The following is a 20970-nucleotide window of genomic DNA, read 5'->3' on the forward strand; positions in this document are numbered from 1 at the left end:
GTTTTTATTCGTTTATTTTTGAAGCTATCTCTCTCTAATTAACACTATTACTCAAAGTAACTGTTCCATAATCTACAGGATTTACCTTTGGCAAATTAGCCCCATACGTTTTTTTAACAGCATCCAAAACACCATTAGCTATAATAGCTTGAGCTCTTGGTGTAGGGTGTACACCATCTAATGAGAATCCACCTCCTGTTATAAATTGCGAAGTAACTATTTCTCCTCCTTGCAGAGGTATCCCACCATTGGCTGCTTGTGCTAAATCAGCAGCAGCATCATAAAACGCAAGACCGTTTGCTGTTGCCAAGGCAGAGATAGTAGCATTAAAGCCGTTACGAGCATTTTCTATAGCGGTTTGCTCTGCTGGGATTAATACATATTGATCTTCTAGAGGCAATGACACTCCTTTTACAGAAAACTGTCCTGCTTGCTCTTGACTCAATCCTAAGCCCATCAACTCTGCTAATCTATCAGTATCTAACTTACCGATAACACTAGAACTAGTAAGTACTAACAAATCGTTTGCTGTTGCTTGTCTAGCTTGTCCAAATTGTGCTGCAATAACTGGTGCTAATGGTCCAAATGTACCCGCTAAAGCTACAGCAAGACCATCTGTAATATCTGTAAGTGATTCATCCTTGATCACAACAGCACTAGTACTTGTTGTAGAAAACTGTATTGCTCTTTCTGGTACTCCTAAAGCTTCAAATGCAAGGTTCAACCCAGCATAGGTAGCATTAAGTGTTGGTATCTGAGGGCCAAAACTTTCATCTGCAGGATTCAATGGCGCATGAGGTACAGTCGTAAAGAATGGTATTGAAGTTACACTAGGCAAACTCAACACTACTCCTTTTGCTCCATTTGCAGTAAGTGCATCCAGCAATTGGCTATACACTCCTGCAAACACAGTCGTATTTGTGATATCTGTAGAACCATATGTAGACGGATCAAGATTAGGCACTTCATTTTGATCTACCCCAACACCTCCTGAAGTGGCATAGCTAAGAATATCATTATTTCCTATCCATAAACTAAAAAAAGTAGGATCTTGAGCTACTGCATCTTGTATTACTGTAGATGTTGTAGAAGAGGCAAACCTAACATAATAAGGGTTTGCTAAACCAGGCTGCACTCCAGCTACATTACCATATCCTGGTGCTGCCAAATGAAAACTCTTAGCTCCTGGAATCCCCATATTATTAAAAGAACTCCCTAAATTTGCAGAAATCTCAGTTGTTGGTGTGGCTCCTGTATAAATAGCAGGGCCTATTGGCGCACCTTTATCATCAAAAGCCAATACAAATCTATTATCCAGAATCTGGTTTCCTGATAGCAAAGCTCCTCCTGTATTATCTGCCATAAGAGGTTGTGTAAAATCTCCTCCTCCTGCAGATTTGAATTGTTGAGACACTATATTTGGATATGAATTTTCTTGCCCTGTAATATATAATGCTCCATCTGCAAAACCAGCTGTAAGAGAGTTCCCTAATGCTACATAAGTACTGAAATCAGCTTCTCCATTAGTATATACCCCCGACTCCTCAATAGGATTATCAAATTCTGGTTCACATGCTACAAATCCTAATGCCAGAATTGCTAAATATTTTATATTTTTCCTCATCATCTTTTATTACATTTTATAAGTTAAACCAAGTCCAGGCGCAAAAGCGCTTGATTTATATGTTCCTCCAAAAGGTCCTCCTGAACCAGCATCATAAGAAGCATCAACCTCTTCAAATCTCAAGTAAAAGAATGAAGCATCTATTGCCAACTTAGGAGTTACTGCAAAACTTAAACCTCCTGTAAATCCATCAGAATCATTACGTGGCGTTTCTGGCGCAAAGAATCCTGGTTGAACTGGTGTTTCATCTCTGTAATAACCTGCTCTCAAAGTAATTTTCTCTGTTGCCTCATACTGTACACCAAATCTATATACTGAAGAGTTTTTATAGTTACGAGGGTTTATTGAGCTAGAACCATTACCAAAAGTAAGATCCAAAGATTCATACACTTCCCAGAATTGTCTGTTATAATCAAATGCAAACAACCATTTATTATATTCATAAGAAAGTCCTACAGTTAATTCTGCTGGAAGCGGCAGTTCTGCGTTAAAAGATGTAGTCCCATTTGGCGGCACCCCTGGTCTTGTTGTATTTGGAAAATTTGAGAAAGTAGCTTCTCCATCTTCTGATTCAAGTATAATCTCACTTCTATAACTAAATCCAACATGAAGATTCTCTGTTGGGTTAAACATAGCTCCAACACTCCATCCCCAATTTGTAACTCCAGAATCATCAATTGCAATATTAGAACGATTTCCTTCTATATCGGTAGCTGTTCTATCAGCATTACGATTAAACTGTACTGATCCTGTTACAAATATTGGTCCTCCTCCGATACTAAAATGATCAGAAAGCTTAAATGACACAACAGGCTGTACATATATTGCTGCCAATTCGATTTCATTTACCAAATGAGATCCCTCCCAATTGGTTGGCCATGTTACTTCACTTCCGTAAGGAGTATACACCCCAAGACCCAAAGACATCCAGTCATTTACTTTATAAGAAGCATATATATTAAGAGGTGTCCCTACAGAGCTATCTGTCTCTGATGACACTCCAAACTCAGTATTTTGATACAAAACATCTGTAAAAACACCACTCACACCAACACTTACGTTTAGTTTATTTTCTAAGTATACAAGACCCGCTGGGTTAAAAAATACCAGCTCAGCACTATTCACCACACCTACTCCAGTATGTCCCATAGCTATCGCCCTTTGCCCTTGCACACTAACTCTATATCCGCCTGCATAGGTGACCGTAGCCACCGAGACGAATAGAACTAATAATAAAAGTTTTCTCATAATTAATTTAGAATTGTTTGTTATTTTGGATTTTGAAAAATTGATATCTCAAATTTACTCTAAAATACCAATTATCCAACGAAATCACTAAAATATTATGCATACATAACATTTTTCGCTTATTTTTTGACAAATTCTAATACTTCTGTCAAAAATTCTTTTGGGTTTTCTGCATGCAACCAATGTCCTGCAGCAGAAATTTCCCTGATTATCGAATTAGGAAATTGATTTTTTATTCGAGCTTCGTCACTCTTAACAATATAATTAGATTTTTCTCCTTTTAAAAATAAAGTAGCACCTTTATAACTATCCTCTAAAGAAAGTTCTACTCCTATCTGATTTGCATTTTCTACCAAGGCTTCCAAATTCATACGTAATCCTAGCTCTCCTTTATTTTTCCAATACAAGTTTTTCAAAAGAAACATTCTTACACCAACATCTGGCACATACGCACTTAATTCTTTATCTACTTCATTTCTAGATTTCAACAACTCAAAATCTAAAGCCCTTAGACCATCTAGTATATCTTGATGATGCAAAGGATAATACTTAGGACCAATATCAGCTACCATCAGATGATCGAGTAATTCAGGAAATTTAACCGCAAAAAGCATTACTGTTTTCCCTCCCATTGAATGTCCTAATAACTGAATATTACTCAGATTATTCATTGCGCAATACTCAGCCAAATCTTCTGCCATCAGGTCATAACTAAACTCTTTACTATGAGGACTTCTACCATGATTACGTTGATCTATGAGATGCACTTGAAAACCTTGCTCAGAAATTTTCTTTCCTAGAGTTTTCCAATTATCACTCATCCCTAAAAAGCCATGAAGGATTATAAATGGTTGCCCTTCTCCAAAAACATTAGCATGTAACTTCATATACAATCATTATCATTTAAGTTTATTCAAATACATATTAACTACATTCTCTAACCCCAAATAAATAGATTCACTAATCAAAGCATGCCCTATCGATACCTCTAGAAGCCCAGGTACATTTTCTTTAAAGAATTGTATATTATCTAATGAGAGATCATGCCCTGCATTTACCCCTATCCCTAAATCAATAGCCTGTTGCGCGCATAATGAATAAGGAGCTATAGCTTTTTGGTTTCCTTTTGCATACTCTGAAGCAAACTCTTCTGTATACAGTTCGATTCTATCTGCTCCAGTCGCAACCGCACCTTCTATCATATCAGATACTGGATCAACAAATACAGAAGTACGTATATCATTACGTTTAAACTCTGCTATTACTTCTTTCAAAAAATCTTTGTGTTTCCTAGTATCCCAACCCGCATCACTTGTAATTGCATCTTCTGCATCTGGCACCAATGTAACTTGAGTAGGCTTGACAGCTAACACTAGGTCTACAAATTTTGGCACAGGATTTCCTTCTATATTGTATTCTGTAGTCACTACAGGCTTGAGATCATATGCATCCTGATATCGTATATGCCTTTCATCAGGCCTTGGGTGAATCGTAATTCCTTCTCCTCCAAAACTCTGAATATCTTTTGCCACTTGTATAAGATTAGGAGTATCACCACCTCTTGAATTACGCAAAGTTGCAATTTTATTAACATTAACACTTAATTTTGTCATAGTTTTTGATGTCTTTTACTAAAAAAGCAAAAATACAAAGTTGAGAACGCCTCGATTGTATATTTTTTGATTATTTTGCATAATATAGCCCCCTAAGAATTATGAAAACGAATTTATATATTGTTAACGAAATTGAACCTCTAGACGTATCTGTAAAAGTAACAGATGCGCAACTATTATTCAATGAACTTACTTATACACATTTCCCTGTTATAAAAGAAAACATATACCTTGGGTGTATTTCTGAGGCAGATATCAGATGTTTTGAAACTGACAAAGCCTTGGAGTCTTATCAATATGCACTAGAGGGATTTTATGCCCGAGAAGACAATAACTGGCTAGACATTCTAGAATCATTTGCTCAAAATAATTCTAACATCATGCCTGTCTTAGATGACAACAATAACTATTTAGGTTTTTTTGAACTAGGAGATATTATGAATCTTTTCAACGAAACTCCTTTTTTAAGCGAACCTGGAAATATCTTGATAGTAGAAAAAGGGGTGTTGGATTATTCATTTAGTGAAATATCACAAATCATAGAATCTAATAACGCAAAAGTATTAGGACTGTTTATTTCTAATATGGAAAATGATGTAGCTCAAATTACTTTAAAAATAAGCGACAGTGACATCAACAATATTGTACAAACATTCAGAAGATACAGTTACAACATCGTATCAAAACATCAGGAAGACACTTTTTTAACAAACCTAAAAGAAAGATCTAAATATTTAGCAAAATACCTCAATATCTAAAAGAAATAACATCTCCAATTTTAATATTAACACAAAGTAAATTACAATGAAGATCGGTATATACGGCCAGTTCTATCATAAAAACTCAGGAATTTACATCCAACAGCTATTAGAGACTCTGGATGAGAACGGTGTGGAAGTTGTAATAGAGAAAAACTTTCTTGAATTGATAAATCTTCATGATGAAATCGACAAAACATATTCTCATTTCAGCACTTTTGAAGAATTAGACACTTCTTACGATCTTTTTTTTAGTATAGGAGGAGACGGTACTATTCTCAAAACTATTACTTATGTTCGAGATTTAGGAATTCCTATTGCAGGAATTAATACTGGAAGACTTGGTTTTCTGGCTACCATTCAAAAAGAAGAAATCAAAGATAGTATTGCGCTTATATTAAACAAAAAATTCTATACTTCATCAAGAAGCCTTGTTACGGTAGAGACATCTCCTGCAACCGATGAGTTTGGAGTGTTAAATTTTGCGATGAATGAGATTGCTGTAAGTAGAAGAAATACAACTTCTATGATTACTGTTCACACCACCCTCAATAATGAATTCCTTACCTCATATTGGGCAGATGGACTCATTGTTGCAACCCCAACTGGCTCTACAGGATATTCTTTAAGTTGTGGTGGCCCTGTAATGATGCCTGATGCAGAAAGTATGGTGCTTACCCCTATTGCTCCACATAACCTAAACGCCAGACCACTTGTTATTCCTGATAACCAAAAAATTGAATTACAAGTTTCTGGAAGAGAAGACACTTATCTGGTTTCTCTAGACTCAAGAATACACGCCCTCCCCAATGAAACTACTATAATTATAAAAAAAGCTTCATTCAAAATCAATATGGTCGTATTGCAAGAAGATAGCTTTTTAAAAACCCTACGCAAAAAGATGCTTTGGGGAGAAGATAAACGCAATTGAACAATAAATTGCACTAAAAAGTGTTTTTTATGCATACTATTTTACACAAATTCTTGTGTACTAAAGTTAATTGTTATATTTGCAAACTTTTGAAAATCTATGAGATACTTAGCATCACTTATAATTGTTGTATTTTTTATACAACCAATCACATCACAAACCTACGAAGTAGGTTTGATGGCTGGAGGAGCTAATTACGTAGGAGATGTAGGATCTACACACTACATTTCTCCCAATGACATTGCCTTTGGAGCTATCGGAAAATGGAATAGAAGTAAACGACATGCATTTAGAGCTTCATTTTTATATGCAGAGCTCAATGCCAATGACAGCAAAGGAGATGACAGAAGAAAAGAAAGAGGTCTTAGTTTTAACAATTCTATAAAAGAATTATCGCTAGGAATGGAATTTAACTTCTGGGATTGGTATCTTTACGACGGTGTACCTCAATTTACCCCATATCTATATACAGGAATCACTACATTTAATTATGGCGCTCAAGCAATTGATGCTAATGACAGAATAGGTGCTTATGCCGATAAATGGAGTTTTGCCATTCCTATGGTTTTAGGAATTAAAAAGACATTGGGTAGAAAATTTGTAATCGGCGCAGAAATTGGAGCTCGATACACATTTACAGATAATCTAGATGGTAGTAATCCCGATGATAGATTTGGTACAGGATTTGGTAATTTAAACAACAATGACTGGTATTTATTTACTGGTATTACAATATCGTACACCTGGGGTAGGATACCGTGTTATTGTGCTTTCTAAAAATGATTGATAAAAAACAATTAAACTCTAATATACCACAACATGTTGCCATTATTATGGATGGCAATGGACGCTGGGCCAAAAAGAAAGGTTTTTTCAGAGCTGTAGGCCACGAAAACGGAACTAAAGCCGTAAGAGAAGCCGTAGAAAGCAGTGCCGAAATAGGTATTAAATACCTAACTCTTTATGCCTTTTCTACAGAAAACTGGAATCGACCAAAACTGGAAGTAGACACTTTAATGAAACTCTTAGTCACTTCATTAAAAAAAGAAATCAAAACGCTTCAGGACAATAATATTAAGCTTAATACTATTGGAAATTTACAATCACTTCCTAAAAAAGTAAGAACGGAACTTTTGGAAGTTATCGATAAAACCAAAGACAATAGCCACATGACCCTTACTCTAGCGCTTAGTTACGGTAGTCGAGAGGAGCTTGTAAAAACTATTGAAGAAATAAGTATTAAAGTTAAAAATGGTGTAATTTCGCCACATCTTATAAATGAATCAGTCATTAATGAGCATTTGTATACAAAAGATATACCTGATGTAGACTTATTAATACGTACCAGTGGGGAACAACGTATTAGTAATTTCTTATTATGGCAAATTGCGTATGCAGAATTATATTTTACAGAAATTTTATGGCCCGATTTTAAAAAGGAAGATTTATTCGAAGCCATATTCAATTATCAAAAAAGAGAAAGAAGATTTGGAAAAACTAGTGAGCAGCTCAGTTAAAGAAATGACAAAAAAACTACCTATTACGTATTTTACGTTACTCGCCTTATTAATATCAACATCGCTTTCTGCACAAAAAATACCTGGTGCTAACGGGAAAGAATACATCATTGGAGATATTAAAGTAACAGGCATTACCAGTTACAATGAAAATACCGTAATTACTTTTACTGGCCTTAAAAAAGGGGAACGTATTTTTCTACCAGGAGATAGAATAAGCAAGGTAATTAAAAAGCTATGGAATCTCGAACTATTTAGCGATATCAATTTTTACATCAGCAATGTAGAAGGCGAGGTTGCGGATCTAGAAATCAACATACAAGAGGTAGCTGAGCTAAACGAAGCCCGCATACAAGGGGTTAAAAAACGTAAAGCCGCAGAGTTGATCAAAGACAATGGGCTTACCAAAGGAGCTAAGGTTACCGAGAACCTCACCACAACTACACGAAACTTCATTACAAACAAGTATAAAAAAGACGGATTCTTAAACACCAAAGTGGTAATCAACACTATTCCAATAAAAGATACCGTAAACAGTAATAAAGTAAATATGGTTGTTCTTATTGACAAAGGAGACCGTGTAAAAGTAGATAATATACTCATAGAAGGAAACGAGCAGCTATCTGATGCAAAGGTACGTAGTGCCATGAAAAATACTAAGCGCAAGAAGTTTCTCAGGTTCTGGAAAAGATCAAAATACATTAAAGCTGACTATAATGATGACAAAGACAACATCATTACAAAGTATAAAGAAAAAGGATATAGAGATGCGCGTATTACCTCTGATAGTTTGATTGTAGAAGATGACAATAGCGTATCACTACAACTTAATGTAGAAGAAGGAAACAAATACCATTTTGGTAACATTACTTTTTTAGGTAACAGTGTTTATACAGATCGCCAGTTGGCCAGACAACTAGTAATCAAAAAAGGAGACACCTACAATGGTGTTCTTCTAGAAAAACAAATTGCAGACAACACCAAACCCGATGCAAACGATCTTACCAACTTATACCAAAACAATGGTTATTTATTTTCATCTATTAATGCAGTAGAAACCAAAGTATACAACGATACTCTTGATTTTGAAATTAGAGTACGTGAAGGAAAGTTAACTTATTTTGATCATATTACCGTTACAGGAAACGACAAAACAAATGACCATGTAGTCTATAGAACCCTTAGAACACAACCTGGTCAACGTTATAGTAAGGATCAAGTTGTAAGAACTGTTCGTGAATTAGGACAACTAGGATTTTTTGACCCAGAACAGTTAGAACCTCAATTCCAAAACCCAAATCCTCAAGCAGGAACTATAGATATTAACTACCCTGTTGTAGAAAAAGGGTCTAGCCAGATAGAACTACAAGGTGGTTTTGGTGGTGGTGGTTTTGTAGGAACACTGGGGCTAGCATTTAGCAACTTCTCTATTCGTAACATTTTCAACAAAGAGTCATACAGCCCACTTCCTATGGGAGATGGCCAAACATTAAGAGTAAGAGCACAAGCAAGTAGATTCTTTCAAACATACAGCCTTTCATTTGTAGAACCATGGCTAGGAGGTAAAAGACCCTATCAATTATCTACCTCATTCTCACATACTATTCAGTTTTTATTAAACAACAGAACTCGTAATGTAGACAAAGACAGTAAATTCCTTATCACAGGAGGATCAATTGGTATTGCAAAAAGATTAGATTGGCCTGATAACTATTTTACTTTATCTCAGGCTATAAGTATCAGACATTACAACCTAAAGAACTATAACACGAGATTATTCACCTTTGGTAACGGTTCTTCAAACGACCTATCATACACCATTGGACTTAATAGAAATAATACTACAGTAAACCCTATTTTCCCAACAGGAGGATCAGAATTTAATATTGTAGCAAAACTTTCTGTACCCTACTCTCTTTTAGATGGGGTAGATTATAGTGAATTAGCTGATCGCAGAAAAGCTTTAGATGATCAATTGACAGATAGAAATGCTAACCTTACAGCAATAGAGCGACAGGAAAAGCAAGATCAAATTGGAGCAATCGATCAAGAACGTTTTAAATGGCTAGAGTACTACAAACTTAAATTTGATGGTACATGGTACACTAGCTTAATAAACATTGGCAAAAAGCCTTTAGTGTTAAAAACAAAAGCTGAATATGGTTTCTTAGGCGCTTATAATAATGATAGGGGTAATATTCCATTTGAGCGTTTCTTTTTAGGAGGTGATGGATTAGGAGCTACCAGTCTTGATGGTCGTGAGGTTATCTCACTAAGAGGATACAAAAACCAATCTATAACACCTCAAAGCAGAACTAATAATCAAGATTTTGATGCTGATGGGGCAACAATTTATAATAAATATTCGTTAGAGCTTCGTTATCCTATAACACTAAAGCCCGCAGCATCAATATATATGCTCGGATTTTTAGAGGGTGGAGCTTCTTATGACAGTTTTAAAACTTTTAATCCTTTTCAATTAAGTCGCTCTGCTGGGGCAGGTTTACGAATCTTTATGCCAGCGTTTGGATTATTGGGTATTGATTTTGGATATGGATTTGATCCTATTCCAGGAGAGAATAGAGCTAATGGATGGGAAACTCATTTTATCATAGGACAACAATTTTAGTTTTGGCACGATTATTTCAATATACACACAAAAGTTATGAAAACAAAGGGTCTTTTACTAGTTGCAGCAGTCAGTTTACTATTTTTTACAAATACAACAACCGCACAAAGAGGCATTAGAATTGGTTATATAGATATGGGATATATTCTAGAAAATGTTCCCGAATATAATGAAGCTTCTTCTGAGCTTGACACTAAAGTACAAAAGTGGAAAGTTGAAATAGAAGCTGAACTCAAAGAGGTTGAAGAAATGCGTAAAGACCTGAATAACGAAAGAGTTTTATTGACCAAAGAATTAATTGAAGAAAGAGAAGAAGATATTGTTTTTAAAGAAAAAGAAATATTAGAATATCAGCAAAAACGTTTTGGCCCTAATGGTGATCTTTTTTTACAAAAGAAAAGATTAGTACAACCAGTACAAGATCAAGTTTTTGTTGCAGTTCAAGAAATTGCAAAAAATAAGAAATACGACTTTATTTTTGACAAATCTGCCGATCTTGTTATGTTGTATTCTGCGGATCGATATGATATAAGTGATCAGGTATTACTGAGAATAAACAGAGCCTCAAAAAGAAAACAACTAAGCAATAAAAAAGACAAGAGAGCACTTGAAAGAGCCGAAAAAAGAAATGTAAACCAAGAAAAAGAAATAAGCGATAGAGAAAGAGCAGCACAACAAAGATTATCGCAAAGAGAACAACTTTTAGCTGAACGTAAAGCTGAAAGAGATTCTATCAGAGCTGCAAAAAAGAAAGAATTTGAAGAAAGAAGAGCACGATTACTAGAATTACAAAAAAGAAAAAAGGATTCTATCAATGCTCTAAAAGCTCAAAAAGAAAATCTGAAAAATAATTAAAAACATTCGTATCTATTTATACGATACTTAAGAAATTAATTTTATAAATTTATAACACTTATTAATATTATTTACAAATGAAACAATTTAGAACATTACTAGTAGCTATTGCACTTATTATAGGAACTTCGAGTTTTGTAAATGCTCAGTCCAAAGTAGCGCATATTGCATCACAGGAACTAGTTGAATCAATGCCTGCTTTCAAAGCTGCAAAAAGTGAAATCGAAAAACTAAATAAAACGTATGATGCAGAGATCAGAAACATGATGCTGGAATTGCAAAATACAATGAAAAAATACCAAGCTGAAGCTGCTACTAAAACAGAAGAGGAAAATGCTAAAAGAGCACAAGAAGTACAAGCTACAGAAAAAAGTATCGGAGATTACAGAAATAATGCAATCAAAGATCTTCAGAAAAAAGAAATTGAACTAATGAAGCCTATATACGAAAAAGCGCGTACATCTATTCAAAAAGTTGCTAGAGCTCAAGGTTTTCAGTATGTATTAGACTCTACCACAGGAACAGGAGTTATTATGGCTGATGGTAAAAACCTTATGGCAGACGTAAAAAAAGATTTAGGTATATAACAACACTACTTTAGTTTACAGAATAAAAAAAACAGTGAGATCAATATTTCACTGTTTTTTTTATTTTTGAACAAATGATATTTACAATGCAAAACCAATCTATCGGTATATTTGACTCTGGTGTTGGCGGAACTTCTATATGGAAAGAAATCGTTACACTACTACCTAATGAAGATACTATTTTTCTTGCCGATAGCCAGTATGCTCCTTATGGGAAACGCAGCAAAGAGGAAATTATCGAATTAAGCATTAAAAACACAGAGAAATTACTTAATTTAAATTCTAAAATCATTGTGGTCGCCTGTAATACAGCAACTACAAATGCTATAAAAGTACTGCGCGCTACTTATGATATACCCATAATCGGAATAGAACCTGCAATAAAACCAGCGGCTATTCATACCAAAACAAAAAAAGTTGGGGTTCTAGCCACCAAAGGCACCTTATCGAGTGAATTATTTACCAAAACCTCTGACCTATACACTCAAAACATAGAAGTTATTGAAGTGATAGGCACAGGGCTTGTTGAACTTATAGAAGCTGGTAAAATTGAGTCTAAAGAAATGCATACATTACTCAATACCTACATCTCCCCCATGCTAAAAAAAAACATTGACCATCTTGTTTTAGGATGCACACACTACCCATACCTCATCCCTGTTTTAAAAAAGACACTCCCAAAAAATGTATCTATTATTGATTCTGGAGAAGCCGTTGCAAGGCAAACCAAAGCTATTCTCACCACCAATAATCTATTAACCCACTCTACAAAAAATGGTAACCATACTATATATACTAATGGGGATATCTCTATAATACAAGAGATACTTAAACCTATACCTAATAAGTACACCATAGAACAATTGAATTTTTAATCCAGCACCCCTCTTCTAAGAAGATTTTAAAAAACAGTTTACATGAAAATAACACGTAACATATCAATCTTACTACTATCCACCATATTTTTAAGTTGTAATAATTACATTAAACAAGAAGCACCCACAAAAATAATTTATATAGATCAGAAAACTGAATCTGATAATGAATCCCCAACTATAATTGGTGAATGGCATTTGGATTCTATTATTCATATTGATAATGGGATTACAGGGAGCACACAATATCCATTTGCAACAATGGTCTGGGCATTTTCTGACAAAGGAACATACACTGTCACAAGACAAGAAGATGAACTTGAATTAACACCACAATCAAATGATAGCCTGAAATCAAAATTCACAGCCGAAGTACAAAAAAAAGTTTTTAATGGTAAGTATCAACAAAAAGATAACAAACTCATCACATTTATTTTTGGAGGAGAAACCAACTATCATATCAAAGAGAAATCAGACACTTTATTACTATTAGAATCTCAAAGATACCAAGTCCCTCCTATTAGTGAAGAAGACAAAAATAAAATAACAAGACATTATTTTACCTATATAAAAAAATAGCTCAAAAAATTTGAGCAGTAATCATACTACAACAAACCATCTAAAGAAGAAGTTCTTTAGATGGTTTGATATCATAACAAAAACGATGTGTTTTTAGCAGTAAATAGGCCCGCTAATTCCACCACCGCCTGTTCCTGTACCACCTCCAGTACCACCACAGTTATCAGTATAACATGTTTGCCCAGGTTGATTACCTTGCCCAGCACAACTGTGCAACGATGGATTACCTGTTCCTCCTACAATAGATTTTGCAGCTAGATTAGAGATTTTAATTTTCTCAAGGGATAATTTTTTAGATGATTTTGATTTTTTCATTATTTTGTGTTTTTATTAACCAATACAACAACAAAAACATTAAAAAAGTATAATTATTGCTTTATTTTAACTATTTTTAACATAAATAAATTATGTTTTTTGTTAAAAAATAATAAATATTTCTACTCCTACTCTATCAATCATTTAAAATAATCTAACAATGCCCCTTTTTTGGATGATGATACCGATAATTCTTTTCCAGAAGAAAGCACAACACTTCCTCCTTTACCTTTTTTATATCGTGTAACCTTACTTACATTCACCAAATAACTTTTATGTATTCTTATAAAACCGTGTGAACTCAAAGATTCTTCAAAATATTTCAGAGTTTTGCTAACCAGTTTATTCCCTTTCTCTAAATAAATTTTGGTGTAATTATCATCTGCCTCACAATACAAAATATCAGAAATCTGTAGCACCTCAAATCCATCTTGTTGAGGAATTGTAATTTTACCTTCTGCTGAAGTAACTTTGGGAACTAATACAGTATCCAATAGTGCAGTTTCTCGTTGCTTGATATGAGTCACATGATCAACAGCTTTAATCAAATTATCGATTGCAATAGGTTTTAGCAAATAGTAAGTAGCCTGAGCATTCAACGCATCTACTGCATAGTGATCATAAGCGGTAACAAAAACAATTTCAAAAGTACGATCAGGTACCTGTTCTAATAAATCAAATGCATTTCCGTATGGCATTTCTACATCCAAAAACAATACATCTGGTGTGTGAGATTTTAACAATTCTATTGTTTCTTGTACGCTAGCGGCTTCGCCTAATACAGTAACCGTTTTACAATATTTACTCAAATAATTTCTAAGAATAATTCTACTATTGGCTTCATCATCTACTATTATTGCAGTTACGTTCATTTACTTGTCTTTCTTAAGAATTAATTTTACTTGTGTTCCTTCTGTATTATCATACAAATCAGACACCACTACATCTACTTTGTCTTTATACATCTTATTGAGGATGGCAATTCTCTTTTTAATATTCCCCATTCCTTTAGAATTTTGTGATTTCTGATTTTGGGTTTTCAGTTCTTTAGATTTTTTACGCCCTATACCATCATCAGCAATAGTAATTACAATGCTATCATGAGCTATTTTCTCAAAACGTATTGACAACAACCCTTTTTCTTTTTTATATCGCAACCCATGCCAGACCGCATTCTCTACATAAGGTTGTAGCAACATAGGAGGTATCATATATGCTTCTACATCGATTTCTGGATCAACCTCAACTTTATATTCAAATTTATCTTGAAATCTAAAATGCTCTAATTGCACATAAATCTTAAGAAGTTCTATTTCTTTTTCTAATGGTATAAAATCCTCTTCACTATTTTCTAGTACCGCTCTCATCAATAAAGAGAAATCGGTGAGATATCTGTTTGCAGTTCTCTCATCACTTGTTGCAATAAATGTATTTACAGAGTTTAAAGCATTAAAAATAAAATGTGGATTCATTTGTGATCGCAACGATTTTAATGCCAAAAGGTTATTTGCATACCGTTGTTGCTTCATGTTTCTATACATTAAGTATGCTGCAAGAAGTAATAAAAGAGTTAGTCCTATCAAAAAATAGATTATAATCTGTTGCCGTAAACTCTGTTGATTTATTAGCTCTTGCGATGCAAATGCCAGTTCATACCTTACCTCATTGAGTTCTCTATCTTTCTCTAGCGTTGTAATACGGTTTGCTCTTTGTGAGAGTTCTCTACCAAATCGCGCCGCCTGAGATATTTCTTGATCTTTTTGAATGTATAGCTTATCAATAATCACTTCATACTCTTCAAAAGCCTTGGAAGCCTTTTTAAGTTCTCCTTTTTCTCTATATACTTCTCCTAATTTCCTGGTAGCATCTTTTTGAACAATCAGATCATTTTTTGATGCGGCCTCTTTTATACTTTCCTCTAGATAAGGTATTGCCTCGTCATAAGCTTCTTGTGCCGCAAAGGCTCTGGCAATTTTATAATTTTGCACCTGCGTAGTAAGAGAGTTATCTTCTGCCTCAGGGGGTGCATCTTGAGCTTCCTCAAGTTCTTCTATATCCTCAATTGCTTCTTTTCTTAACTGTATCTCTTTCTCATAACTATTACTCTTGTTATAAAAATCTGCCGCAACAGTTCGTTGTCGCGCAGATATTTTTTTACTCTTCTGCTGTGCCAATTGCACAGAATTATCCAAGTATAGCTCTGCATCTTTTATATTTCCTTCCTGCTGTAATACTCCAGCCAACTTAGAATTCAAAAAGATTACTTTATCATCAAGTTTTTTTCGTTGACTTATAGAGAGTGCCTTATTATAATTTATTGTAGCTTTAGAATAATTCTGCAATCCTTTATAACTATCGCCCAATCCTTCATAAATCATAATTTTTTGAGAACTACTTATACGTGATTTCTGTAATTGATCAAAAGTAAGTAATGCCGATTGATAGTTCTTATCTTCTAGTTGGGCGTATCCTAATTTGATTTTTACATCAACAGTATATTTATTTTTAAGACTTATCAGGTAATTACTTTCTGCAAGATCAGGTTGTTTCCAGTATCTATATATATCTGCCAGCGTCTCAAACAGCACCGCTTTTTTATTTGCTGATGAGGGATCATCATCTCGTATGGTTTCTAATGCACTTGTTATATGCTCTATACTAGTAGCAGCATCTTTTTTTAAAGTGCTTTTTGCCGATTCTAGATTCTTGCGATATATAGACTCTGATTCTCTTTTCTTAGAATAAATAGATGATTTTGAAAGTTTCTTTTCTGGAATATCCTGAACCTCTATATCAATTCTTTGTCCATCTTTGATTGTATATCGTACTGTATTAAAACTATCATGGGTAACAATAAGTTCATCTCCTACTCGTGCTTCTATCTTAAAATTACCAAAAGCATCAGTAGAAACAGCTCCTTTTCCTACCACCGTTATAGCTACATCTCTAATAGCTTTTCGAGTACTTTTCTCTTTTACAGAACCCTTGATACTCATAGATTCAGAACGTTTCACCCTAGTCTCTTGCTGTCCCAAAACCAATACTGGCAAGAAACACAAAAACAATAATATCAAAACAATCTTCTTCATCATACTTAATTAAAACAAGGTAAACTTAACCCATTTAGCTCGGATAATAAAATTCACTTTTCTTGATCATTCTATTTTACACCACTTTTTAACTATAAAAGAGAAACTTAACTAATCAAACAGGCATTCTTACTCATTGATCACCGATATACCCTCATTTCAGGTTTTTAGCAAAAAAAGTTATCTATAGTTTTACTTCAACATTAAAAAAGAAAGCTATGAAGACATTTTTTACATGGAGTATATTATCCTTATTTTTTATCATTTCTTGCAATGCTAATAATAAATCAAATTCTGAAATCTCACTTCGAAAAGAGAAAAACCATATTATAAGTACCACCAAAACAGATCCAAATATCCGTAATATTCAAGTAGCACTACTACTAGACACTAGTAATAGTATGGATGGTCTTATCGAACAGGCGAAAGCGCAATTATGGGAAATTGTAAATGAATTATCGTATGCCAAATGCGGGCATAACAAAATAAAATTAGAAATCGCTCTTTACGAATACGGGAATGACGGGTTACCTTCTCAAGAAGGATTCATCAGGCAGGTCCTTCCTTTTTCTAATGATCTTGATGAGATATCAAAAGAACTTTTTGCACTTACTACCAACGGAGGAAACGAATTTTGTGGTAAGGTCATCAATACTTCTATCAATCAATTGGGATGGAAAAAAAGTAACGACCACCTTAAATTAATTTTTATCGCTGGCAACGAGCCTTTTACGCAGGGCCCTGTTAACTATAAAGATGCTGCAACAGATGCATTAGAAAAAGGCATTACGATCAATACTATTTTTTGTGGTAATTACCGACAAGGCATTGATACACAATGGAAACACAGTGCCGATATTACTTATGGAGAATATAGTGCTATAGACCATAATCGAGAAACCATACATATTGCAACACCGTATGACAATGTCATCCTTGAACTCAACAACAAACTAAACAAGACCTACCTTTATTATGGTAATCAAGGAGCACAAAAAAGAAAACTACAGGCAGAGCAAGATCATAACGCCAGATCCTATAGTTCTGCAAATGCCGTAAGTCGAACGGTAAGTAAAAGTTCTGGATTCTATAAAAACAAAAGTTGGGACTTGATTGATGCAGTAGAAGATGAATCTTTTGAAATAGAGGAGGTTGAAAAAGAAGACCTACCACAAGAACTAAAAGACAAATCCAAAACAGAACTCACACAATATATTGCCGAAAAAAGTACTGCAAGAAAAGAAATACAACAAGAAATTAATGAACTCAATAAAAAACGAGTACAATTTATAAAAGAGAATAGCAAAAAAGAAGGAACCAGTCTAGAAACTGCACTACTTAATGCAATCAAAAAACAAGGTAGAAAAAAAGCTTTTACTTGGGAGGAGTAATACAGTAAGGCATCCCAGCGATGCCTACCCATCTACATATTTTTTTTAAATCCCTCATTTGATCGTAATATCAGATGAGGGATTTTATGTATACTTCTTTTTGATATAGAGTTTGATCATTATGAATTCTATATTTTATGCTAAAAAGCAAACCTTATTTAGAATGATTATACCAAACTAGAAAACGTGCTGTAGAATCAGAGACGATTCCAGTGCCACTGTTTTTGATCCCGTAAAACCCGTGGCGATTCCAGTAGAACAAGATGTGATCCCGTAAAACCCAGCATGATTTCCTGTTTACCTTGGGGTGATCTCGTGTTTTTGGTGAGCTATTCTCAAAAAAAATATAACAATAAACAGCAATAAAGATAGCACATACACGCAGTAAATTCATTTTTTTTCAAAAAAAAAACGCTCAGATTACAGATATCTGTAAGGATATGAGTTATAGTTTACTTAGTTTTGTTTCTGAAAGTAAAGGTCTTATCGTAAAATAGGTTGATTTTTTTAAAGAATACGATATGCCCTTCTTTCTACTACCCCATAATTTTTTTGAGCTAAGCTCATACTAAACGTAATTTTTTTAAAACCTAAAAATTAATATAATTATGGCAACAAAAACAGAACTGATTATTGAGAACAAGACCTACAGTCTTCTAGAATGTACCTTTGATTACCACAAACCCATAGACTATTCAGGAAGACCCAGTGCGCGAGTGCAAGCAGGAAGCATCATGGTGGTCATAGATTTTGATGGTCAGGATGAACTCATAAACTGGGCAGGCAGTGATACCACTACTTATGATGGTAAGATTATTTTTTATAAAGGAGACGGTACAGGAATCAAGTTTACATTAGATTTTAAAACAGCCTTCTGCACAGACATGAGCACCTATCACAGTAACCTCAATGGCGGTGGCGTAGTATCAGAACTTATGATCAATGCACACAAAATGAGTATAAAAGGACACACCCACACCAATAACTGGCCTGTAGCCTCAAAAAAATAAAACCTATGCTCAGGATGAGAAAAAGTAATCAAACCCTATCTGGGCTTGATGATATACTGCGCCCTGCAATAGAACGTGCTGTAAAACCACGATTTGATGGCAACCCTCCTACTGCTTTTGATATAGGATTTGCATTGCAACAGGAGATCGATAATACTCGCACCGCATTATCAAAAGCCTTATACAAAATAGATTTGGCAAACGATGATATAGGAGTAAAAAACCGTCGTTTCAAACACTGGGAGGCTTTTCAACCCTATCAATATGATACCGTAGACACCCATACCTATGTGAGAGAAGCAAACAATGGGTATAAGGTGTGGGATGGTTATAAGTGGACTCAGCTCTCTAAAAACGCCAAAATCACCGTAACCAGTGAGCGTAGCGAGGCTACCAATTACAAGCTAGGTGTTGTAGTACGAGCAATAGACCAAGCCACCAATACCAGTATTATTTTTATAGACAAAGATGTATACAAAAAAGGAGATGAGATTAGTATAAACGGTGCTATTGATGATGACCCAGACCTGCAAAAAAGCAGAATCAATCAAGAGATCAACTGGCAAGATGATATGTATGATGCCGTAAAACTAGGTACAGGCATAAGCGGTAGAGCCGCAGGAGCATTGGCATTGACTCGTTTTGGTAACCTTACCCCCTGGTATAAGGGGGATAAGCTACATAAAGCAATAGGCTGGTACCGTACCCGTGGCGGAAAATTTAGAAGTTTAAGCAGCCAACGCAATGCCATAGGTGCTGGCGGGCATAGAGTAGGAGCACGTACCGCAGCAAATAGTGTGAAACACCTTAGAATGTTGGGTAAAGGTGCTGCGGGAATTAGTGTAGGAATTAGCTTATATGAAGCAGCTTCCGCTGGTTTGAATAATGATTCTAATAGACACGAAGTGTATACCAGAGTTCTTGTAGATGTAACTATGGCATGGGTTGGAGTTAGATGGGGCGCTCCAGGTTGGATAATCTCTGGTAGTTATTTTGTTTTATCTGCCACAGGAGCCTTTGGCGATTGGGGGCAACCCAGTGGGGTAAATAGTAATGGGGTGCCTTATACAGATACCTTTGGCAGATTAGGCACCTTTGGGTCCTATGAAGATGATTTTATTGTTGATTATGTAGAACCGTTGCAACAAAAAGCTACCAGATTAAGAGAAAAAGCATTTCATTTACAACAAAAAGATCATACCTATGCAAAACCATATCTACATTATAAGGTAAATATGGATGGACAAGAGTTTTACCCTATGAATGATTTTATGAATTAATTATAAACAAACAGTTATGCATTTAATCTTAATATTTGTGGGAAGTTTTCTTATTGCATATTTTACATTTGATTTTTTTAGAATATATCTGGATAAAAAAAAAGGTTTTAGGGTTATTATAAGCTTTAATTTTATTTTAGCCTTAATTGGTATACTTTTGTATCTATATAGTACAGAAGATAAGAAGATATTTTATATAGCAATGTTAGTCCCTTTATATGCTAGTTTAGTGTATAAAGGGATGGTAAGTTTATTTATCAAGAACTTTGGTAGGTTACCAGAAGATACTGCCTTTAAATTTTATGTTAAATTTCCTGATACAATGTTTAATGTCTTATATGGAATCTTAGCAATAGTTCTTCCGCTTGCTTTGTTATTTTGGTTAATGGATTAATAGATAACTATGTATTTAATCTAACTATTCTAAGATAAGAAAAAGCATTTCATTTACAACAAAACGATCATACTTATGCAAAACCATATCTATATTATAAAGTAAATATGGATGGGCAAGATTTTTATCCTATGAATGAGTTTATGAATTAATTATAAATAAATAGTTATGCATTTACTTGTATTAATAGCTACAGCAGGAATAATGATCCCTACTTTTACATTTCTACTCTTTGAAAAACAGCTCATAAAATATAATTTAGGATTTATCATAGG

Annotated in this window: 20 protein-coding genes; 13 read left to right on the forward strand and 7 right to left on the reverse strand. The window is 34.5% G+C overall.

From position 1 onward, the window contains the following. Nucleotides 1-34: 34 nt before the first annotated feature. From DG508_RS13525 to DG508_RS13540, 4 genes are all read right to left on the reverse strand, one after another. On the reverse strand, nucleotides 35-1627 hold the full coding sequence (locus DG508_RS13525) for a G-D-S-L family lipolytic protein (RefSeq protein WP_328515277.1): 1593 nt from the start codon (nucleotides 1625-1627) through the stop codon (nucleotides 35-37). 6 nt (nucleotides 1628-1633) lie between these two features. Next, on the reverse strand, nucleotides 1634-2872 hold the full coding sequence (locus DG508_RS13530; protein ID WP_108868664.1) for an OmpP1/FadL family transporter: 1239 nt from the start codon (nucleotides 2870-2872) through the stop codon (nucleotides 1634-1636). A gap of 119 nt (nucleotides 2873-2991) precedes the next feature. Continuing rightward, a complete protein-coding gene (locus tag DG508_RS13535) occupies nucleotides 2992-3759 on the reverse strand; it encodes an alpha/beta fold hydrolase (protein WP_108868665.1) in 768 nt (255 codons plus the stop codon). Nucleotides 3760-3771: 12 nt separating this feature from the next. Continuing rightward, entirely contained in the window at nucleotides 3772-4485 is a 714-nt protein-coding gene (locus DG508_RS13540; RefSeq protein WP_108868666.1) for a pyridoxine 5'-phosphate synthase, read from the reverse strand. Between the two features lie 101 nt (nucleotides 4486-4586). Between DG508_RS13540 and DG508_RS13545 the strand changes: the two genes are divergently transcribed. The 9 genes from DG508_RS13545 (at nucleotide 4587) to DG508_RS13585 (ending at nucleotide 13216) form a co-directional block, all read left to right on the forward strand. After that, nucleotides 4587-5243, forward strand: a complete 657-nt coding sequence (locus tag DG508_RS13545) for a CBS domain-containing protein (protein WP_108868667.1) — start codon at nucleotides 4587-4589, stop codon at nucleotides 5241-5243. A gap of 46 nt (nucleotides 5244-5289) precedes the next feature. Further along, nucleotides 5290-6174, forward strand: a complete 885-nt coding sequence (locus tag DG508_RS13550; protein ID WP_108868668.1) for an NAD kinase — start codon at nucleotides 5290-5292, stop codon at nucleotides 6172-6174. 99 nt (nucleotides 6175-6273) lie between these two features. Continuing rightward, nucleotides 6274-6951, forward strand: a complete 678-nt coding sequence (gene porG, locus DG508_RS13555; RefSeq protein ID WP_108868669.1) for a type IX secretion system protein PorG — start codon at nucleotides 6274-6276, stop codon at nucleotides 6949-6951. Nucleotides 6952-6953: 2 nt separating this feature from the next. Continuing rightward, nucleotides 6954-7691: an isoprenyl transferase gene (locus DG508_RS13560; protein WP_108868670.1), complete on the forward strand. Its 738-nt coding sequence runs from the start codon at nucleotides 6954-6956 to the stop codon at nucleotides 7689-7691. Between the two features lie 4 nt (nucleotides 7692-7695). Beyond that, a complete protein-coding gene (locus tag DG508_RS13565; protein WP_108868671.1) occupies nucleotides 7696-10320 on the forward strand; it encodes a BamA/OMP85 family outer membrane protein in 2625 nt (874 codons plus the stop codon). A 36-nt stretch (nucleotides 10321-10356) separates the two neighbouring features. Then, the gene (locus DG508_RS13570; protein WP_108868672.1) at nucleotides 10357-11175 is read left to right on the forward strand and encodes an OmpH/Skp family outer membrane protein; all 819 of its coding nucleotides are present in this window, start codon (nucleotides 10357-10359) and stop codon (nucleotides 11173-11175) included. A gap of 77 nt (nucleotides 11176-11252) precedes the next feature. Then, nucleotides 11253-11762 (forward strand): OmpH/Skp family outer membrane protein, encoded by a 510-nt coding sequence (locus tag DG508_RS13575; protein WP_103865807.1) that lies wholly within the window; start codon nucleotides 11253-11255, stop codon nucleotides 11760-11762. 86 nt (nucleotides 11763-11848) lie between these two features. Beyond that, nucleotides 11849-12637, forward strand: a complete 789-nt coding sequence (murI, locus tag DG508_RS13580; RefSeq protein ID WP_108868673.1) for a glutamate racemase — start codon at nucleotides 11849-11851, stop codon at nucleotides 12635-12637. A gap of 42 nt (nucleotides 12638-12679) precedes the next feature. Continuing rightward, nucleotides 12680-13216, forward strand: a complete 537-nt coding sequence (locus DG508_RS13585; protein WP_108868674.1) for a hypothetical protein — start codon at nucleotides 12680-12682, stop codon at nucleotides 13214-13216. 93 nt (nucleotides 13217-13309) lie between these two features. Here DG508_RS13585 and DG508_RS13590 read toward each other — a convergent pair whose 3' ends face one another. The 3 genes from DG508_RS13590 to DG508_RS13600 all read right to left on the reverse strand — a co-directional run bounded on the left by DG508_RS13590 (nucleotide 13310) and on the right by DG508_RS13600 (nucleotide 16623). Beyond that, nucleotides 13310-13531 (reverse strand): hypothetical protein, encoded by a 222-nt coding sequence (locus DG508_RS13590; RefSeq protein WP_108868675.1) that lies wholly within the window; start codon nucleotides 13529-13531, stop codon nucleotides 13310-13312. Between the two features lie 140 nt (nucleotides 13532-13671). Continuing rightward, the gene (locus tag DG508_RS13595; protein ID WP_108868676.1) at nucleotides 13672-14403 is read right to left on the reverse strand and encodes a LytR/AlgR family response regulator transcription factor; all 732 of its coding nucleotides are present in this window, start codon (nucleotides 14401-14403) and stop codon (nucleotides 13672-13674) included. Next, a complete protein-coding gene (locus DG508_RS13600; protein WP_234418230.1) occupies nucleotides 14404-16623 on the reverse strand; it encodes a tetratricopeptide repeat-containing sensor histidine kinase in 2220 nt (739 codons plus the stop codon). It abuts the gene before it with no gap. 215 nt (nucleotides 16624-16838) lie between these two features. Between DG508_RS13600 and DG508_RS13605 the strand changes: the two genes are divergently transcribed. The 4 genes from DG508_RS13605 to DG508_RS13620 all read left to right on the forward strand — a co-directional run bounded on the left by DG508_RS13605 (nucleotide 16839) and on the right by DG508_RS13620 (nucleotide 20695). Continuing rightward, nucleotides 16839-18011 (forward strand): vWA domain-containing protein, encoded by a 1173-nt coding sequence (locus tag DG508_RS13605; RefSeq protein WP_108868678.1) that lies wholly within the window; start codon nucleotides 16839-16841, stop codon nucleotides 18009-18011. A gap of 608 nt (nucleotides 18012-18619) precedes the next feature. Further along, nucleotides 18620-19021, forward strand: a complete 402-nt coding sequence (tssD, locus tag DG508_RS13610) for a type VI secretion system tube protein TssD (RefSeq protein ID WP_108868679.1) — start codon at nucleotides 18620-18622, stop codon at nucleotides 19019-19021. 14 nt (nucleotides 19022-19035) lie between these two features. Beyond that, nucleotides 19036-20301, forward strand: coding sequence for a hypothetical protein (locus tag DG508_RS13615; protein ID WP_108868680.1), 1266 nt, complete (start codon nucleotides 19036-19038; stop codon nucleotides 20299-20301). 16 nt (nucleotides 20302-20317) lie between these two features. After that, entirely contained in the window at nucleotides 20318-20695 is a 378-nt protein-coding gene (locus DG508_RS13620; protein WP_108868681.1) for a hypothetical protein, read from the forward strand. Nucleotides 20696-20970: the final 275 nt, after the last annotated feature.

It is taken from the genome of Aquimarina aquimarini (assembly GCF_900299535.1).
Classification (GTDB): Bacteria; Bacteroidota; Bacteroidia; order Flavobacteriales; family Flavobacteriaceae; genus Aquimarina; species Aquimarina aquimarini.